Source organism: Mesorhizobium sp. C277A (assembly GCF_040324395.1).
In the GTDB taxonomy this organism is placed as follows: Bacteria; Pseudomonadota; Alphaproteobacteria; order Rhizobiales; family Rhizobiaceae; genus Mesorhizobium.
On the sequence record NZ_JAMYVW010000002.1, the window covers coordinates 1,361,586 to 1,377,965 of the forward strand.

20 protein-coding genes are annotated in these 16,380 nt (G+C 62.4%); 10 read left to right on the plus strand and 10 right to left on the minus strand.

The genetic code is table 11. The features are described 5' to 3' along the window. Positions 1-119: 119 nt before the first annotated feature. Both NKK52_RS06690 and NKK52_RS06695 read right to left on the minus strand, forming a co-directional pair. Complete coding sequence (locus NKK52_RS06690; RefSeq protein ID WP_023682417.1) at positions 120-884, minus strand: arginyltransferase; 765 nt, start codon at positions 882-884, stop codon at positions 120-122. A gap of 139 nt (positions 885-1,023) precedes the next feature. Further along, the gene (locus NKK52_RS06695; RefSeq protein WP_023682416.1) at positions 1,024-1,494 is read right to left on the minus strand and encodes an RDD family protein; all 471 of its coding nucleotides are present in this window, start codon (positions 1,492-1,494) and stop codon (positions 1,024-1,026) included. Positions 1,495-1,684: 190 nt separating this feature from the next. On the opposite strand from NKK52_RS06695, the gene sthA reads away from it, so the two are divergent. Then, positions 1,685-3,073 carry a Si-specific NAD(P)(+) transhydrogenase gene (gene sthA / locus NKK52_RS06700; RefSeq protein ID WP_023682415.1) on the plus strand — a complete coding sequence of 463 codons (1,389 nt, stop codon included), beginning with the start codon at positions 1,685-1,687 and terminating at the stop codon, positions 3,071-3,073. 57 nt (positions 3,074-3,130) lie between these two features. Here sthA and NKK52_RS06705 read toward each other — a convergent pair whose 3' ends face one another. Continuing rightward, a complete protein-coding gene (locus tag NKK52_RS06705; RefSeq protein ID WP_023682414.1) occupies positions 3,131-3,802 on the minus strand; it encodes an alpha/beta hydrolase in 672 nt (223 codons plus the stop codon). Positions 3,803-4,019: 217 nt separating this feature from the next. Here NKK52_RS06705 and NKK52_RS06710 point away from each other — a divergent pair, with 217 nt between their 5' ends. Beyond that, the gene (locus NKK52_RS06710; protein WP_023682413.1) at positions 4,020-5,255 is read left to right on the plus strand and encodes an OpgC family protein; all 1,236 of its coding nucleotides are present in this window, start codon (positions 4,020-4,022) and stop codon (positions 5,253-5,255) included. A 15-nt stretch (positions 5,256-5,270) separates the two neighbouring features. Here the strand turns inward: NKK52_RS06710 and NKK52_RS06715 are convergent, their stop codons facing one another. Next, positions 5,271-6,353 (minus strand): LacI family DNA-binding transcriptional regulator, encoded by a 1,083-nt coding sequence (locus NKK52_RS06715; protein ID WP_023682412.1) that lies wholly within the window; start codon positions 6,351-6,353, stop codon positions 5,271-5,273. 146 nt (positions 6,354-6,499) lie between these two features. Here NKK52_RS06715 and NKK52_RS06720 point away from each other — a divergent pair, with 146 nt between their 5' ends. Together NKK52_RS06720 and NKK52_RS06725 are read left to right on the plus strand one after the other, a co-directional pair. Further along, positions 6,500-6,643 carry a hypothetical protein gene (locus NKK52_RS06720; protein ID WP_023682411.1) on the plus strand — a complete coding sequence of 48 codons (144 nt, stop codon included), beginning with the start codon at positions 6,500-6,502 and terminating at the stop codon, positions 6,641-6,643. A gap of 64 nt (positions 6,644-6,707) precedes the next feature. Further along, complete coding sequence (locus tag NKK52_RS06725; RefSeq protein ID WP_023673014.1) at positions 6,708-6,851, plus strand: hypothetical protein; 144 nt, start codon at positions 6,708-6,710, stop codon at positions 6,849-6,851. 39 nt (positions 6,852-6,890) lie between these two features. On the opposite strand, the gene NKK52_RS06730 is transcribed toward NKK52_RS06725, so the two are convergent. Together NKK52_RS06730 and NKK52_RS06735 are read right to left on the minus strand one after the other, a co-directional pair. Beyond that, positions 6,891-7,265: a DUF423 domain-containing protein gene (locus tag NKK52_RS06730; RefSeq protein WP_023673013.1), complete on the minus strand. Its 375-nt coding sequence runs from the start codon at positions 7,263-7,265 to the stop codon at positions 6,891-6,893. Positions 7,266-7,308: 43 nt separating this feature from the next. Continuing rightward, positions 7,309-8,574: a multidrug efflux MFS transporter gene (locus NKK52_RS06735; protein WP_023682410.1), complete on the minus strand. Its 1,266-nt coding sequence runs from the start codon at positions 8,572-8,574 to the stop codon at positions 7,309-7,311. Positions 8,575-8,723: 149 nt separating this feature from the next. Between NKK52_RS06735 and NKK52_RS06740 the strand changes: the two genes are divergently transcribed. Then, complete coding sequence (locus tag NKK52_RS06740) at positions 8,724-9,389, plus strand: GntR family transcriptional regulator (protein WP_023689520.1); 666 nt, start codon at positions 8,724-8,726, stop codon at positions 9,387-9,389. Between the two features lie 109 nt (positions 9,390-9,498). Continuing rightward, entirely contained in the window at positions 9,499-9,732 is a 234-nt protein-coding gene (locus NKK52_RS06745) for a DUF982 domain-containing protein (RefSeq protein ID WP_245259900.1), read from the plus strand. Between the two features lie 72 nt (positions 9,733-9,804). Here NKK52_RS06745 and NKK52_RS06750 read toward each other — a convergent pair whose 3' ends face one another. Next, positions 9,805-9,963 carry a hypothetical protein gene (locus NKK52_RS06750; protein ID WP_023673009.1) on the minus strand — a complete coding sequence of 53 codons (159 nt, stop codon included), beginning with the start codon at positions 9,961-9,963 and terminating at the stop codon, positions 9,805-9,807. Positions 9,964-10,141: 178 nt separating this feature from the next. On the opposite strand from NKK52_RS06750, the gene NKK52_RS06755 reads away from it, so the two are divergent. Next, positions 10,142-11,113 carry a glycosyl transferase family 90 gene (locus tag NKK52_RS06755; RefSeq protein ID WP_023682407.1) on the plus strand — a complete coding sequence of 324 codons (972 nt, stop codon included), beginning with the start codon at positions 10,142-10,144 and terminating at the stop codon, positions 11,111-11,113. Positions 11,114-11,133: 20 nt separating this feature from the next. Here NKK52_RS06755 and NKK52_RS06760 read toward each other — a convergent pair whose 3' ends face one another. Next, complete coding sequence (locus tag NKK52_RS06760; RefSeq protein ID WP_023682406.1) at positions 11,134-12,177, minus strand: aldo/keto reductase; 1,044 nt, start codon at positions 12,175-12,177, stop codon at positions 11,134-11,136. Between the two features lie 240 nt (positions 12,178-12,417). Here NKK52_RS06760 and ppk2 point away from each other — a divergent pair, with 240 nt between their 5' ends. Then, complete coding sequence (gene ppk2, locus NKK52_RS06765) at positions 12,418-13,338, plus strand: polyphosphate kinase 2 (RefSeq protein WP_023682405.1); 921 nt, start codon at positions 12,418-12,420, stop codon at positions 13,336-13,338. A 185-nt stretch (positions 13,339-13,523) separates the two neighbouring features. Here the strand turns inward: ppk2 and NKK52_RS06770 are convergent, their stop codons facing one another. After that, positions 13,524-14,168: a dihydrofolate reductase family protein gene (locus tag NKK52_RS06770; protein ID WP_023682404.1), complete on the minus strand. Its 645-nt coding sequence runs from the start codon at positions 14,166-14,168 to the stop codon at positions 13,524-13,526. A 108-nt stretch (positions 14,169-14,276) separates the two neighbouring features. Further along, a complete protein-coding gene (locus NKK52_RS06775) occupies positions 14,277-14,972 on the minus strand; it encodes a winged helix-turn-helix transcriptional regulator (protein WP_023682403.1) in 696 nt (231 codons plus the stop codon). A 176-nt stretch (positions 14,973-15,148) separates the two neighbouring features. On the opposite strand from NKK52_RS06775, the gene NKK52_RS06780 reads away from it, so the two are divergent. Together NKK52_RS06780 and NKK52_RS06785 are read left to right on the plus strand one after the other, a co-directional pair. Then, positions 15,149-15,475: a DUF1330 domain-containing protein gene (locus NKK52_RS06780; RefSeq protein ID WP_023673003.1), complete on the plus strand. Its 327-nt coding sequence runs from the start codon at positions 15,149-15,151 to the stop codon at positions 15,473-15,475. Positions 15,476-15,615: 140 nt separating this feature from the next. Continuing rightward, positions 15,616-16,380, plus strand: coding sequence for an imm11 family protein (locus NKK52_RS06785; RefSeq protein ID WP_023715392.1), 765 nt, complete (start codon positions 15,616-15,618; stop codon positions 16,378-16,380).

The window sequence follows — 16,380 nt, forward strand, 5'->3', positions numbered from 1 at the left end:
CAACGGCTTTCGCAATGATTTGAGCAGATGCCGGTCGGCGCAATCGCCCCGCCAACGGGCGGAAGACCAGCATCGTCTCGGCTGAAAATGTTTAGATCAGGATCTGGTAAGAAGAAAAATCAGCGCGTGACCGCTTCGTGGTCGTAGCGTTCCCAGCCCTTCGGGCCGAGATGCTCCTGCGGCATGAAGCGCATTTTATAGTTCATCTTGCGCGAGCCGTTGACCCAGTAGCCGAGATAGACATGGGGCAAGCCCATGGCCCGGGCGCGGGCGATATGGTCGAGGATCATGAAGGTGCCGAGCGAGCGGTCCTCGAACTCGGGATTGAAGTAGGAATAGACCATCGACAGGCCATCGGCCATCTTGTCGGTCAGCGCCACGGCGATCAGCTCGCCCTGGCCCTTGCCGGTGATAAATGTGTCGGGGCCGCGGCGCCGGTATTCGATCACCTTGGTGTCAACATGGGTATCCTCGACCATCATGGCGTAATCGAGCACCGTCATGTCGGACATGCCGCCGCGGCGGTGGCGGGCGTCGAGATAGCCGCGAAACAGCGAATACTGCTCGGTCGACGGCTGCGCGTCGTGCATGGCGCCGATGAGATCGGAATTGCGCTGGATCACCCGCTTCATGTTGCGGCTGGCGGTGAACTCCTGCGCCAGGATGCGCACCGAGACGCAGGCGCGGCAGGTCTCGCAGGCGGGACGGTAAGCGATGTTCTGCGAGCGCCGGAAACCGCCTTGCGTCAACAGGTCGTTCATCTCCGGCGCCTTGTCGCCGACCAGATGCGTGAACACCTTGCGTTCGAACTGGCCCTCAAGATACGGACACGGCGATGGCGCGGTCAGGAAGAACTGCGGCGACTGGGTCGGATGGTGCGTCATCGAACCTTGGGAACACTCCTGCGAATCGCTCTACCTTTGGCTTGGCTGGCGAAAAATTCAACAGGATTGTGAAGGCGGGGTTGAACGGACCCCTTCACATTTGCGCACAAATGCCTGTTGGCGTCGGTTGAACGCCGGTTCAACGGTCGCTGCGGCTGACGACGGTGCCAAGCAGCAGGTCGTGCAGTGTGCGCTTGCGATCGGAAAACAGCGTCACCAGGAGGACGAGCGGCGTCAGGATGACCGTGCTCGCCCAGAACAGCACCGAATGGACAACGGCGGTGAGGCCGTCGATACGGCTGCCGTCGAGACGATCGAGCCGAATGCCCATCATCTTCATGCCTGATGTGGCCTGGTAGCGACCGCCCAGCGTGTTCCAGATGTAGAGAATGGCGACCGCCGGCACGAGGATGGAATACAGCGCCCAGCCAAGACCGAATGTCAAAAGGCCAAGCACGGCCACCAGGATCGCGAACGGAATGGTGAGCAGCGCCACGATGCAATAGTCGATGATGAAGGCCAGGATGCGCCGCGTGCGCACACCGTCATAGGCCCTGACGTCGTCGAGCCTGCTGGTGATGATTTCGCCGTCAAGTACGCGCGCGTTCATGTCATGTCCTCGTAACAGGCGCCACGCTAGGGTGCGCCGCCACTGAAATGGTGAAGACCGCGGGCGGAATCAAGATCGGTTCGTCCATCGGTCCGGGTCGGCAGTGTGACGCGGTTGAGCCGATTGAATTTGGTGGACGGATGGCGTTAGCTTGCTGCGGCGCAACAAGACGCCGAGGGGACGGGGTTACATGGATTACGACATGCTGGTCATCGGCAGCGGCCCTTCCGGGCGCCGCGCCGCGGTGCAATCGGCAAAGCTCGGCAAATCGGTGCTGGTGGTCGACAGGGGCCGGCGCCTCGGCGGCGTCTCGGTGCACACCGGCACCATCCCGTCGAAGACGCTGCGCGAGACGGTGCTGAACCTGTCCGGCTGGCGCGAGCGGGGCTTTTACGGCCGCGGCTACCGGGTCAAGCAGGACATCTCCATCGCCGACCTGGTCGAGCGGCTGCACAAGACGCTCGACCACGAGGTCGAGGTGCTGCAGCACCAGTTTATGCGCAACGCCGTCAAAAGCGTCCGCGCCATGGCGAAATTCGTCGGCCCAAACAAGGTCAGCCTGACGGCAGACAATGGCGACTACTCGGAGGTTGGTTTCACCAATGCGCTGATCGCGGTCGGCACCAGGCCGCACCGGCCGCGCGACGTGCCTTTCGACAAGATCCGCGTCTTCGACAGCGATGAGATGCTGGAACTCGACCATCTGCCGCGCACGCTGACGGTGATCGGCGCCGGCGTCATCGGCGTTGAATATGCGACGATCTTTTCGGCGCTCGACGTACCGGTGACGCTGGTGGAGCCGCGCAACACCATCCTCGATTTCGTCGACCGCGAGATCGTCGACGACTTCATCCACCAGATGCGCGACCGCGGCATGACCATTCGCCTCGGCAGTACGGTCAAGGAAATCGTCTCAAAACCCGACTATGCCGAAGTGACGCTCGCCGATGGCCGCACCATCCGCTCCGAGATCGTGCTTTACGCCGCCGGCCGCAGCGGCAATCTCGGCAGCCTCGGCCTCGACGTGGTCGGCATCGAGGCCGATTCCCGGGGCCGCATCAAGGTCGATCCGCAGACCTTCCAGACCAGTGCGCCCAACATCTATGCCACCGGCGACGTCATCGGTTTCCCCAGCCTTGCCTCGACATCGATGGAGCAGGGCAGGGTGGCCGCCTGCCACGCCTTCGGCGTGCAACTGCCACCGCCGCCGGAAACCTTCCCCTATGGCATCTACGCCGTGCCGGAAATCTCCACCGTTGGTCAGTCGGAGGAGCAGGTGCGCGAGAGCGGCGCTGCTTATGAAGTCGGTCTGGCGCGGTTCCGCGAAACCTCGCGCGGCCACATAATGGGCGTCAACTCCGGCTTTCTGAAACTGCTGTTCTCGGTCGAAACGCGCCGCCTGCTCGGCGCCCACATCGTCGGTGAAGGCGCCACCGAACTGATCCATATCGGCCAGGCGGTGATCAACCTCGGCGGCACGGTTGATTTCTTCGTCAACAACACCTTCAACTATCCGACGCTGGCCGAAGCCTACAAGATCGCCGGGCTCGATGCCTGGAACCGGATGGGACAGGGCTAGGCGACGAGCATCTGCTCAGCCGTTCCGCCGGGCGCCGATGCGGTCTACCAAGGTCTCTTAGCCTGCCTGGCGTGCGACCAATGCTGGTCCCGCCAGCCATTGCCGGACGATGGCGGCATCCGGGTCGCCGATTTCGTGACCTGAAGGCACGATGCGCGCATCGACCTCGGCGCCATGTTTGTTGAGCAGCCTCACCAGTGGCGGCGCAAACGGCCCGTAGGTCTCGTCCGCGGCACCAGCGACAATCAGGACGCGCCTTCCTGTCAGATCGGTTGCCGGCGCATCGTCAAGCACGGGCATTGCTCTCAGCAACGCCGCTTTTCGGACGAGGCCGGAGTTGAGCAGCATCAGGCTGGAAACCAGATTGGCGCCGTTGGAATAGCCGAGGAAAGTCGCCCGGGCGAGGTCGAGCCCGTGGCGCTTTGCGGCCTCGCTTGCGAAGGCGGCAAAGTACGATGTTTCGGCACGGATGCTCGCCTGTTCGAAACTGGTCGGCGTGATCCGCTCGAACCAGCGGAAGCCGTCTTCTTGGCGGATGCGGCCACGCACCGCGACCAGCGTGGCGTTAGGGGCGATCTGCCTCGCAATCGGGACCATCGTCGTTTCGTCGACACCCGATCCGTGCAGTAAAAACAGGCTCTCGCCGCCGGCATTCTCCGGCTTGAGGAGGCGGTAGGGAAAGGCCAGATCCTGGTGCAGAAAGGCGTTCTCGTCGCTATATCGATCCACGCTCATATCTCGTTGTTTTCACGGAGACATTGGTCCTTTGCCAGCTTCAAAACGGAATATTTTCACGCTCCGCCAAATGTGATTGCAACAGGCTCATTTCAGACCGTTTCTGCGCCGATATGCTCCCTGCGGGAGGAATCGAAGCGGTGTGCGCCGATGGTCGCATCCCGGCATGAACAACGCGAGCATCCTTGCTCTCCTTTGAGGCCTTTTGTCGATGACCCTGCCAGTCCCGCCCGATCGCGCCCCGCCTATCGCCGATCGCGCTCCGCGTATCGCCGATCGCGCTCCGCGTATCCCCGATCGCGACACGCGCATTGACGTGTTCCGTGCGCTCGCACTCCTGACCATCTATATCGACCACGTGCCGGGCACCGTCTTCGAAACGCTGACCTACAAGAATTTCGGATTCTCGGACGCGGCGGAAGCCTTCGTGCTGATTTCCGGCATGTCGGTCGCACTCGCATATGGCACCAAGTTCCAGCCGGGCGGCCGGCTGCTGGCGATGTTGAAGATGTGGCGCCGGGCCGGCGTGCTTTACAGCGCCCACATCGTCACCACCATGGTTGTGATGGCGTTGTTCTGCGCCGCGGCGGTGTTCGGCCGGCGGCCGGAACTGCTCAAGCTGATCAACATCGAGCCGCTGATGAAGAACACGCCGGAGGTCATGATCGGCATTGTCACGCTCGGCCACCAGCTTGGCTACAACAACATCCTGCCGGTCTATGCGGCGCTGCTGTTGATGGCGCCGCTCTTCCTGCTCTTCGTCAGCTACCGGCCGCTGCCGGCGCTGGTCTTTTCCGGCGCGCTGTGGCTCGTCGCCGGCCTCTGGCAGATCGCGCCGCCGAACTATCCCGAGCCCGGCTTCTGGTTCCTCAACCCGCTGTCCTGGCAATTCCTGTTCAACATCGGCCTTGCCGGCATGCTGCATGTCAGGCGCGGCGGCACAATTCCCGTCAATCGTTGGCTGGTGGGCGCCGCGGCGACCTATGTCGCGGCAGCGGCGGTCTGGGTGCACAGCCCGCTCTGGGGCGAGATAACGTGGTTTAACCTGCCCGTGGTGATCGGCGGCTTCGACAAGACGTTCCTGTCGCTGCCGCGGCTCCTGCACATATTGGCGGTGAGCTATCTGATCGTCGCCCTGCCGGCTTTCTCGAACCTGTTCCGTCTCAGCCCGGACCATCCGCTTGCCCTGCTCGGCAAGCGCTCCTTGCCGGTGTTCCTCGCCGGCACGCTGATCGCCATGGCGGCGCAGGTGATGAAGCTGATCAATCCGGGCGGCTTTGCCTATGACGTCTTGCTGATTTCGGCCGGCATCGCCATGCAATTCGCGCTCGCCTTCTATCTTGAGTGGCTGTCCGGCATCGGCTTGGGCAAAAAGCCGGTTCGCAAAGAAGCGCCAGCCGTTCACCAGACCTTCGGCATGCCCGCGATGCCAAGGCTAAGCCGATGATCCCACATCAGCCGCCTAGCTAGCAGGCGAGGGGCCGGACGACCCCCGCACCACAAGATCGACCGGCAGCAATTGCCGGTGCTGCGAGCCGTCATTTTCGAGGATCGCCTTGACGGCCAGGCGGCCCATCTCGGCGATCGGCTGGGCGACAGTGGTTAGTGGCGGCTCGGAGTCGGCGCCTTCCGGCACGCCGTCGAAGCCGACGATTGACACATCGCCCGGCACGGCAATGTTACGCTCGCGCAGCCAGTCGAGCGCATGCAGCGCGATCTTGTCCGACATGGCCAGGATTGCCGTCGGCGTCTGCGGCAGCGCGAAAATATGATCGAGGCCGGCCCGCACGCTCGCCTCGTCATTGAGGGTTTCGTAGATTGGCACTTGCGAGACGTCGATGCCGAAGCGGGAGAGCTCGCCGAAATAGCCACGCAGACGGTCGCGTGTGCCCGAGTAGAGGGATGTCGTCTCGACTTGCTCCTGCGTGACGGGACCAAAGCCAGCGTCGGCAGATTCCAGGGCGAGTACGGCAAAGCTGCGATGGCCGAACTCGGCCAGATGGCGCGCCGCCAGACCCGCGCCGGCGACGTTGTCGACGCCGATCGCAGCGACCGCCTCATTTTCCGAATCGAGATCAAGCGCCACGAAAGGCAGTTTGCGTTCGCGCGCCAGTTCGACCAGCCGCGACCCACCCTCGATGCAGAACACGATGAAGCCGTCGACCAGGGCGCTCTGGATGTTCCAGGCGAGCTGCTCGCTGTTGGCGGCCGAGACCAGCGAAATTCCGGCGCCGGTGGCGTCGCAGGCCTGCGAAATGCTGGCCATCATGACGCGGGCAAAGGGATCGTCGAAGAAATAGGACAATGGTTCTGCCGTTGCCACGCCGATGGCGTTGACCTTGCCGGCGCGCAGCAGCCGGCCCTTGGGATCCGGGCCGGCATAGCCCATCGCTTCCGCCGCCGCCTTGACCCGCTCGCGGACCTCTTCGCGCACGATTTCCGGGCGAGCGAACACGTTGGACGCGGTACCGTGCGAGACCCCGGCCGCCTTGGCGATGTCGGCAAGCCGCACTGGTCTCGTCTTGCCGGAGGTCAATGCCGTCATTTTCGTCTCCTGAACCGGAGCCTGTTTAGCACTTTCGTTGGATCGGTTCAAATTTTCCCTTGATCGGACGGCGGAGAGAGTCTATATTTGAATCGATCCAAGGGGTTCACCAAGTACAACTTGGATCGATTCAAGAGGAGGGTGCCATGCATCCCGTGAATTATCTGTTCGAAGACATCTATGGCAATGATTGGGGCATAGTCTCCGACGCCGCCACCCGCAAGCGCCGCGACAAGGTCGGGCCGTGGAGGCGTGACCTGCAACACCTTGTGAAACGCAAGCGCAACTGATCGGCCCCGGCATTTTCGTGCCAGCTGATTGGATCGATTCAAGTTCTTGAAGAGGAGAACGAACATGCATCCCGTGAAGCATCTGTTCGAAGACATTTATCGCAACTACTGGGGTATCTCGCCTGCCACGGAGCAGCCGGAAAGGCGGCGGCCGACCAAGTCTGCCAAGCGCAACCGCGACCTGCTGCCGCAAAACCGGCAGGATTAAGCCTCGTGTGATATCTGATGGGGCAGGGTTCTTGGCTCGTCAGGACCGTTGCCGCACGAGCGCCGAGGCCGCGATCACCAGCCAGCCCGCGATGAGCAAGGTGCCGCCGATCGGCGCCGACATCGGGAACAGCCGCGATCCCACGAAATCCCGTGCCAGCAGATCGCCGCAGAACAGAACAAGCCCGACGAGCAGCACCAGGCTGCCGATCCGCAAGATCCGGTTTGCGCCGGCGAGGCCGACGGCCAAAAACACCGGCGCATGCATGAGCAGGAAGGATGCGGCCGTGCCGACGAACGCGCCGCCGAGATGCGCTGAAGCCGCCGACAGCGCCACGCCCGCCGCGCCGGCAATGCCGCCGGCGAAAACGAGGATGCGCGCGCTGTTTGCTGGTGCTGACTCGGCGATGCTCATGTCTCGGGCTCCGTGATTGACGATAGGCGGCGCGACCTGTCTGTCAGGATTTTTCCGATATCGCCAGCATGTCGCGCGTGCGGCGCGCCTGGGCCAGCCAATTATACGCGGCACCGCCCGCCATCAGCACCGACGTGCCGAGAAACACCGCGCGCATGCCGAAATGGCCGCCGACGAAGCCGCCCAGCAGCGGCCCCGCGACCTGGCCGACATATTGCGCCGAGATTGCCAGGCCCAGCACATTGCCGCCGACCCCATCGGGAACATTGTGGCGGATGACGCTGGTGATGCAGGGCAACAGCCCGCCCAGCACCAGACCCATAAGGAACCGCAGCCCGACCAACTGCCAGCTCTCGGTGACGAAGGCCTGCGGTATCAACAGCAGCGCCGAGACGGCCAGCGATGCGACGATGACGTTCCAGTGGCCGATGCGGTCGGCGAGCTTACCCAGCCGTGACGCCGACAGGATGGCGCCCAGCGCCGCCGCCGACATGACGACACCGGAGACCAGCGTCACCCGGCTTGCGTCCGCGACCAGTTGCTGGACGTAGACGGTGATGATCGGCTCGATCGACATGTTGGCGAAGGTGAACAGCATGCCGGTTGCCAGCATCGCCACGACAGGGCGTTTGTCGGGGATCTGCGCCCAACCGCCCTTTGGTTTCTCCTTGGGTTGTGCCTGCATTGGCGGGCGAGGCATCTCCTTGATCAGGAACGTCGTCGCCAGCGCCGCCAGGAAAATGACGCCGCCCGCGATGAGGAAGGTGGCGCGAATACCGATCAATGGCGGCAGCGCGCCGCCAAGCAACGGGCCGACCAGGGAGCCTGCGGTGATGCCGGCCGACAGCACGCCGAGCGCCCAGCCGGAGCGCTTCTTCGGCGTCTGCATGGCGACAAGGATCGTCGAGCCTGAGGAATAACCGCCGGCAAAGCCGATCAGCAGGCGCAAAAGCACCAATTGCCAGACGGTCTGCACCATGCCGGTCAGCGACATGCAGATCGCCATGCCGAAACTGGCGCGCACCAGCATCACCTTGCGGCCGTAGCGGTCGCCGAGCCGCCCCCACAGCGGTGCGACAAGGGCGGCGGCAAGGAAGGTGGCGCCGAAGGCGATGCCGGACCATTGCACGATCGCCGCGTGGCCCACGGCGCCCAGCTGTTCGACATAGAGCGGCAGGAACGGCAGCAACAGCGTCATCGCCACAAGCGTGCTGAACGATCCGGCAAAGCACACGAGCAGGTTGCGCCGCCAATGAATGTTGTAGGTGGAAGGCGCTTCGGCGGCCTGCGCTGCACTGTCCTGCGGCATGTCCTATCCTGTCCGCTTGCTGCGGATACCATTTTGGGATACCAACTTGGTACCTCATGGACGCAAAGCCCGGCTGCTGTCAATCAGGCGCTCTCAATGTGATCGGCAAGACCAACGGGCAAGGCCGATCGCCAGCAATGGAAGCAACTATGTCGCAGATGCAGATCGTCGAAAAAGCGCTTCGCGAGATGATCCTTGGCCTTGAGGTCGGTCCTGGCGAGCGGCTGACGGAGCGCTGGATCGAGAGCCGCTTCGGCGCCTCGCGCACGCCGGTCAGGGCAGCCCTGCTGCGGCTGGAGACGGAAGGGCTGATCTGCCGCGACGGGCGCGGCTGGACCGTGTCGCCGATCAACCTTGCCGAACTGGAACAGATCGCGGTGTACCGCGAAGCGGTCGAGGTCGCGGCGGTCAGGCTGACTTCGGCGCTGGCCGACAGGAGCGCAGCCGATGTCATCGAGGCGATGCTGGACTCCTGCGACACTGCCACGCCGCGCGAGGAATGGCACCGCGTCGGCATGGATTTCCATATCGAACTGGCGCGGCTCTCCGGCAACGAGTTCCTGTTTCGGGCCGTGCGCGATGCCATGACGCGGCTGTCGCGGGCGCGCTGGCTGGAGGTGCGCGACGAGGCGGCCCTTGGCCGCGCCTGGAGCGAGCATCACGCCATTCTGGCAGCGGTGCGGGCCGGCGATGCCGATGCGGCGGCGGCGCGACTTTCCGCCCATATAGCCGGCAGCCGCGCCCGCCTGGTGACGTCGTTGCACAATGACCGGCGCGGCCTACGCGCCAGGGGTTTTGCCGTCGTCGCCGCTTGATACTGGTCACGAAAACGAAAGAACGCCGTCGCGATCCGCTTTCGGCCTCGCTTCGCGGACGCCGATGGCGTAAGAGGCGGCCATGGAAAACAACCGATTTGAAACACCCGTGACCGTTAAGTCGGGCACGGAGGGAAGCACTCAGCTCTTGCGTACGGTGCGCGAGGCTTCCGATTACCTGCTCAACAGCTGGCCCGGCAAGCGCAGCCCCAAGCACCGCGAAGCGCTGCAGGCCTGCCATGACGCGCTGGCCGGCGACAAGCCGGCGATGATTGCAAGACGCGCCTTCATCGCCGCCGCGCGCGAGGTCAACGTCTTCGTCAGCGACAAGGCCCCGGCCTGATCACATCGGCCTGATCACACCGGCATTTTGCCAGGATCCGGCCCGTTTCGCGGGCCGGTGATCCTGTCTTGCCTATTTTTCTGTCTCGGTGTCGGTTTTGGAACTTGCCTCGTTCTCAGGCTCGGCGCGCTCCTTGGCCGCGACCTTGGCGGCGAGCTTCTCCGCCTTCTTGGCGGCCTTCTGCCGGTCGCGCTCTTTGCGTTCCTGACCGTAATTCGGTGGTCGAGCCATATCGTTTCCTTTCGCTGTGCCTGATCCTGCCTAGAAGCATTGGCCGGCAAACACAACAGCGCCGCGAGGGCAGATGCCAGCGGTTCTGGACTTGCGTGATGGCGAACACAATGGTTTAGAAAAGGCTGCGGGACAGTTGCTGGAGCCGCCGCCGACCGATTTCGAATCAAAACGACCGATGGCCACGCTTCAAAGAAACGCACAGAAGCTGATCTACTATGCGCGCAACGCCATGCGCGACATCGCGCCGCCGGTTCTTTTCCGGCGCCGGCTCGGCCGGCTGCTCGATCAGGCCAGGCTTTCCGACGCATCGGTCCGCCAGCGGCTCAATTACTACAACACGCTGCGGGAGCCTTTTAGCCCCAGCCCCGAGGCCGTGCCGGTCAGCCGGCTGCCGTCGGACCGCAGCATGTACTATTACGATCTGAAGGAGTTCACCCGTTATTTCGACCCAGATCTGCGCATCGACCTGGAATTCGGCGACGTCATCGAAGTGCCGAAGATGCCGTCGATCGTCAAGGACCGGCCGATAGCGGGCGACAACGGCAACGGCGTCCTGTTCAAGCTGAACAAGTTCCGTCATTTCTACATGCCGGCCGACGATGTCGCCTTCGCCGACAAGCATCCGCTCGTCGTTTGGCGCGGCGAACTCAACAATCCGATCCGCACCTTGTTGCTGGATGCAGCCCGCAATCTGCCGTTCTGCGATGTCGGCACGCCGAGGGCGACAGCACTTGCGGAATACCGCAAGCCCTATCTCAGCATCGATCAGCAGCGCCGCTACCGCTACATCATCTCGCTCGAAGGCAATGATGTCGCGACCAATCTGAAATGGATCATGAGCTCGAACTCGCTCTGCCTGATGCCGCCGCCGACTTACGAGACCTGGTTCGCCGAGGGGCAACTCGAGCCCGATGTCCATTATGTGCCGCTGGCGCCCGACTTCAGCGATCTGGCCGAGCGGGTGCATCATCTCGAGCAGCATCCGGCCGAGGCCCAGCGCATCGTTGCGGCGGCCAACGCCTATTGCCGCAAATTCGCCGACGAGCGGGCCGAGCAGGCGATCTGCCTGCTCGTGCTCTACAAATATTTCGTGCTCAGCGGCCAGATCGAGCCCGATCCGCAGGTCTGGCGGTTTATCGCGGGCTAGCCGCTTCCGGCGCCCTTAAGTCAGATAACGCTGCGGTCCATAACCAGATCGGCCGGGCCGAAGCGGTCCTTCGCCGTAAACTGCTGGTGCCAGTAGGGATAGAGCTCCGGCGGCCGGCTGACGGCATCGAGGCGCTGGCGTTCATCAAAGGACAGCGTCAGGCTTGCCGCGGCGAGATTGTCTTTCAACTGGGCCTCGTTGCGTGCGCCAATCACCAGCGAACTGACGGCCGGCCGGCCAAGCAGCCAGGCCAGCGCCACCTGGGCCGCCGAGACGCCGCGAGTGGCGCCGATGTCGACCAGCACGTCGACGATCCGCCACAGCCGGTCCTCGTCGCGGATCGGTGGTTCCGACCAGCCGCCGATCTGGCGCGCCGTCGGACTGTCGCGGCGGTATTTTCCCGACATCAGGCCGCCGGCGAGCGGGCTCCACACCAGCACGCCAAGGCCCTGGTCGACCGAGATCGGCAAGAGCTCATACTCGGCCTCGCGTGCTTCCAGCGTGTAGTGGATCTGCTGGGTGACGAAGCGCGGCTGGTGCTGGCTGTCGCTGATGCCGAGCGCCTTCATGACCTGCCAGCCGGAATAGTTGGAGCAGCCGACATAGCGGATCTTGCCCTGGGCAACCAGCGTGTCGAGCGCGGCGATGGTTTCCTCGAGCGGCGTCGCGCCATCCCATTCGTGCAGGAAATAGATGTCGATGACATCTGTCCTGAGGCGCTTCAGGCTCTTCTCGCATTCGCGGATCAGATGATGGCGCGACAGGCCCTCGTCATTGGGGCCCTTGCCGATCCGCATGCGCGCCTTGGAGGCGATCAGCACGTCGTTCTTGCGCTTGCCGCCGAGCGCCTCGCCGATGATCTCTTCCGACAATCCGTTCGAATAGACATTGGCGGTGTCGATGAGATTGATGCCGGCATCGATGCAAGTGTCGATGATGCGCGAGGCCTCCGCGAGATCGGAATTGCCGACGGCAGCGAACGGCCCGCTGCCGCCGAAGGTCATGGTTCCCAAGGTCAGCGTCGAAACTTTCAAGCCGGAACGGCCAAGCGTGCGGTATTCCATGTCGGTCCTCGCAATTTTGGTGGGTGGGGATTTACTGGAGAAGGGCGGGCAGCCCGAACGGGTCCGCCATTTGTAGGACAATTTGAGCGGCTTGTCGCCATGCCACGGCGATGGATCAGCCATGCCTCGCCGATTTGCAGCGATGATCGGCTGGCTGGCGGGTTGCAATAAAACCGTCATTGCCGGCCTATATCAAGTCGGCTCAGGGTTTCATGTCAGCCGGCAAGCGGAGCAGTGGAAATGACCGAGTTGAAGCAGAATTCTCCGGCCAGGGATTGGCTGGAAGCCGAACTCGCCGACATGCTCGACGAGGACTATGAGCTTGAAATGTCGGAGCCGGCGCTGTCGCTGGAGATCTCCAAGATCTACAAGAACGCGCATCCGCCGTCGATCGACCGCATGCAGTATTTCCGCGACCTGATCGGCTTGCAGTCGGAACTAATCAAGCTGCAGTCCTGGGTCGCCTACCACAAGAAGAAGCTGGTGGTGGTTTTCGAAGGACGCGATTCCGCCGGCAAGGGCGGCGTCATCAAGCGCATCACCCAGCGCCTCAACCCGCGCATCTGCCGCGTCGTGGCGCTGCCGGCGCCGACCGAGCGCGAAAAATCGCAGTGGTATTTCCAGCGCTACGTGCCGCATCTGCCGGCCGGCGGCGAGATCGTGCTGTTCGACCGCTCCTGGTACAACCGCTCCGGCGTCGAGCGGGTGATGGGCTTTGCCGAACCCGATCAGGTCGAAGAGTTCTTCCGCGACGTGCCGGAGTTCGAGCGCATGCTGGTCCGCTCCGGCGTCACGCTGGTCAAATACTGGTTCTCGATCACCGACGAGGAACAGCAGATGCGCTTCATGATGCGCATCCACGACCCGATGAAGCAGTGGAAGCTGTCGCCGATGGACCTGCAGTCGCGCGTGCGCTGGGAGCAGTACACCAAGGCCAAGGAAGAGACGTTTGCCCGCACCAACATCCCAGAGGCACCGTGGTACATCGTCGAAGGCAACGACAAGAAGCGGGCGCGGCTGAACTGCATCGACCATCTCCTCAAACAGCTGCCCTATGAGGACGTGCCGCACGAAGAAATCACGCTGCCCGAGCGGGTGTTCAACCCGGAGTACGAGCGCCAGGTCCTGCCGCGCGAGCTTTACGTGCCGGAGAAGTATTGAGCACTTTTCCTTCTCCCCGTTTCACGGGGAGAAGGTGCCGGAAGGGCGGATGAGGGGCAGCTCCGGCGACGAATTCACAGCCGTCGGACGCTGCTAACCTCCAAAGCAGCGCTGCCCCTCATTGCCTGCCGGGCATTTCTCCCCGTAGAACGGGGAGAAAGAAGCCTGCGCCTATCACTTCGCCACTACACCCGCTTGATCGTCACATGCGTGGCGAGCGCTGTCGCCACCTGCTCGGTGCACTGGTAACCCAGCTTCAGCATATCCAGCCCGGCAAACAGGCTCTCGCCCCTCCCGAGCAACACTGGCGACACGGCCAGATGCAACTCGTCGATGAGCTTCTCTTGCAGATATTGCCGGATGGTGGAAACGCCGCCGCCGACGCGGACATCCTTGCCGCCGGCCGCGGCCTTTGCTTGTTCGAGCGCGGCGTGGATGCCGCCGGTGACGAAGTGGAAAACGGTGCCGCCTTCCATCGCAATGGGGTCGCGCTTGTGATGGGTCAGCACGAAGGTCGGCACATGATAGGGCGGGTTGTCGCCCCACCAGCCTTTCCAGCTCTCGTCCGGCCATTCGCCGCGGATTGGGCCGAACATGTTGCGGCCGAGGATCCAGGCGCCGACATTGTGGAAGCTGCCGATGGTGAACCGGTCGTCCACATCGGTGGTGCCGCCATCCTTGCCGACCATCTCGTGGAAGGTGCGGGTGCCGGTCATCCATTTGTGCAGATCTTCGCCACCAACGCCGAGCGGATTTTGCAGGTCCTGGTCAGGACCGGCGCCGAAACCGTCGAGCGACAAGGTGAAGGCATTGACGCGCAGTTTGGACATGGAAGACTCCCTTTGGTGACCAGTTGCGATTTGCAATCAGTATCCAAACCGATTGCATATCGCAAGTAGTTTTTAGAGGCAAGCCGATCTGTGGAATGCGCAGGGACCTCAAGCCGCCACGCGCTTCGGCATCACCGCAAACGGGCTGAGCCCAAGCCAGATCTGCATCTTGCCGGCGACGTCGAGATCGCCGGTCAGGCTGATCTTGTCGCGTTCCTTATGAACTGTCGTCAGCCCCATCCAGATCGAGGTCATGGTGCACAGATCGGTCGAGACGTAGAGATCGACGTCGAAGCCCGGATCGTACCAGCAAAGATCGACCTCGCCCTGCTTTTCGACGATCAGCCACCACGATCGTTTTGACGCCGGCAGGTCATGGTACAGGAATTGTATCACGGTGCGCCCGTCCGGCAGCGGGCTGGGGTTCAGATTGCGCCGCATGTCCCACATCAGCAGCGACGGATCGAGGTTTTTGAGCGACAGCCTGGCCTCGACCCATTTCTGGCCCCAAAACCCCATCGCCTCGACAACCGGGCGCAAATCCCGGCCCGCCTCGGTCAGCCGGTATTCGAACACGCCCTTCTCGGTCGCGATCTCGGTCCGCTCGACGATGCCGCCGGCCTCGAGGTCCTTGAGCCGTTGCGACAGAAGGGTTGGCGACATTTTCGGCACGCCGCGGCGCAAATCGTTGAAGCGGGTCGATCCCGCCACCAGTTCGCGCAGCAGCACCATGGTCCAGCGTGTGCAGAGCAGCTCGGCGGCCATGGAGAGCGGGCAGAATTGCTTGTAACCGGCTTGTGTCATGTGGTGAGCTCCAAAAGATGTTGCCGGACCTTATTCAGAAAACCTGAGTTCAGCCAGTACAGAAGCTGTACTGGCACCCCCGGTACAGTTCTGTGACTGGAGCGGTCCGGCGCCGCCATGCGAGGCAGCGGTCACGTCACCGGGCAGTCCGGTGCCGATCGATGAGGAGTTGGACAATGACCGCTTACGTGATCGCAGACATCAAGGTGAAGGACGACAAATGGGTGCCGGCCTATGCCGCTTCGGTGCATGACCTCGTCCACAAGCATGGCGGCAAGTATCTCGCCCGCAGCGGCAATGTGAAGACGCTGGAGGGCAAGCCGCTCGACACCAGCCTGATCGCCATCATGGCGTTTCCGTCGGCAAAGGCAGCCGAAGCCTTCACCAACGATCCGCAATACGCTCCGTTTGTGGCGGAGCGCCGGAAGGGCAGCGACAGCCGCTTCCAACTGATCGACGATACCGATCTCGCTGGAACGATCCCTTATTTGCCGAAGGCGTGAGGAAAAGCCGGAACCCGGTGTATCAGGGTTCCGGCTAACCCTTCAGCATTTGCGCCACTTCGGGCGCGAAGCAGGTGGACGGGTACTCTCACGCGATTTAGTCTTGAACTCGAAAGTCGGTAAACTGAGCAGGCGCGCACGTGACCATTATTTCACTCATTGCAAAACTGTTTGCCAACCGGAACCGCCCGCAGAATAGGCCAGCTCAAGTCCCAGAGCGGGTTTTCCGCAAAGAGGCGAAATTCAAGAAACATGGAAAATTCTTCCAGATCGGACCGACATATCGCGGCGGGTCCCATTGTCTTCAGCTGGAAAACGCCCAAGCTTTGGTGCCGCCACCCCGCATACTGCTCGGGCCGACGGAGTTTGGGGGATACGGCTTTCCTGAGTACCCGGAGACGCCCAGGCTACGGCCTGAAGCGACAGCCTATTGCAGGCCACCAAAAGACTTAGAAGATTTTCATTGTTACTGGCTTGTATCCGAGCGCCTGAAGGAAGTTCTGCAGTCAGTCGACCCCGATGGGGTCGTGTTTAACGACTGCGACGTATTCTATTTGAGCGGAAAGCCGATCGAACCAAAGCACTACCTTTGCGACATCGTTCGCAAGATTGATGCCGTGGATCTCGAATCGTCGAAGTTTAGGCTTTTGATCGGCGAGAATGGAGGCGTCCACTACGACCGCGCCGGAGGCGCGTGCTTCTATTTCAAGGAGGAGATTGTTGGCGATGCGCATATCTTCAAACAGAAGAACATGGGCATCGTCATTTGCACCGCCAAATTGAGAGAAGCCTGTGTCGAAGCAGGCATCAAGAATCCCGACTTGTTCCAAGACATGTCGGTTTGCGGGCGTGGTCGGCTGGACTTCGAAACAAGAAATGTCAAAGAGAGTTATGTGCTGGAGTGA

Bases quoted from the DNA above. Each gene is read 5' to 3' on its own strand.
- NKK52_RS06740 (WP_023689520.1), top strand. From the start codon at position 8,724: ATGTCGCAGATGCAGATCGTCGAAAAAGCGCTTCGCGAGATGATCCTT.
- NKK52_RS06730 (WP_023673013.1), bottom strand. From the start codon at position 7,265: ATGAGCATCGCCGAGTCAGCACCAGCAAACAGCGCGCGCATCCTCGTT.
- NKK52_RS06750 (WP_023673009.1), bottom strand. From the start codon at position 9,963: ATGGCTCGACCACCGAATTACGGTCAGGAACGCAAAGAGCGCGACCGG.
- ppk2 (WP_023682405.1), top strand. From the start codon at position 12,418: ATGACCGAGTTGAAGCAGAATTCTCCGGCCAGGGATTGGCTGGAAGCC.
- NKK52_RS06770 (WP_023682404.1), bottom strand. From the start codon at position 14,168: ATGTCCAAACTGCGCGTCAATGCCTTCACCTTGTCGCTCGACGGTTTC.
- NKK52_RS06780 (WP_023673003.1), top strand. From the start codon at position 15,149: ATGACCGCTTACGTGATCGCAGACATCAAGGTGAAGGACGACAAATGG.
- NKK52_RS06755 (WP_023682407.1), top strand. From the start codon at position 10,142: ATGGCCACGCTTCAAAGAAACGCACAGAAGCTGATCTACTATGCGCGC.
- NKK52_RS06715 (WP_023682412.1), bottom strand. From the start codon at position 6,353: ATGACGGCATTGACCTCCGGCAAGACGAGACCAGTGCGGCTTGCCGAC.
- NKK52_RS06720 (WP_023682411.1), top strand. From the start codon at position 6,500: ATGCATCCCGTGAATTATCTGTTCGAAGACATCTATGGCAATGATTGG.
- NKK52_RS06695 (WP_023682416.1), bottom strand. From the start codon at position 1,494: ATGAACGCGCGCGTACTTGACGGCGAAATCATCACCAGCAGGCTCGAC.
- NKK52_RS06725 (WP_023673014.1), top strand. From the start codon at position 6,708: ATGCATCCCGTGAAGCATCTGTTCGAAGACATTTATCGCAACTACTGG.
- NKK52_RS06760 (WP_023682406.1), bottom strand. From the start codon at position 12,177: ATGGAATACCGCACGCTTGGCCGTTCCGGCTTGAAAGTTTCGACGCTG.
- NKK52_RS06690 (WP_023682417.1), bottom strand. From the start codon at position 884: ATGACGCACCATCCGACCCAGTCGCCGCAGTTCTTCCTGACCGCGCCA.
- NKK52_RS06735 (WP_023682410.1), bottom strand. From the start codon at position 8,574: ATGCCGCAGGACAGTGCAGCGCAGGCCGCCGAAGCGCCTTCCACCTAC.
- NKK52_RS06710 (WP_023682413.1), top strand. From the start codon at position 4,020: ATGACCCTGCCAGTCCCGCCCGATCGCGCCCCGCCTATCGCCGATCGC.
- sthA (WP_023682415.1), top strand. From the start codon at position 1,685: ATGGATTACGACATGCTGGTCATCGGCAGCGGCCCTTCCGGGCGCCGC.
- NKK52_RS06775 (WP_023682403.1), bottom strand. From the start codon at position 14,972: ATGACACAAGCCGGTTACAAGCAATTCTGCCCGCTCTCCATGGCCGCC.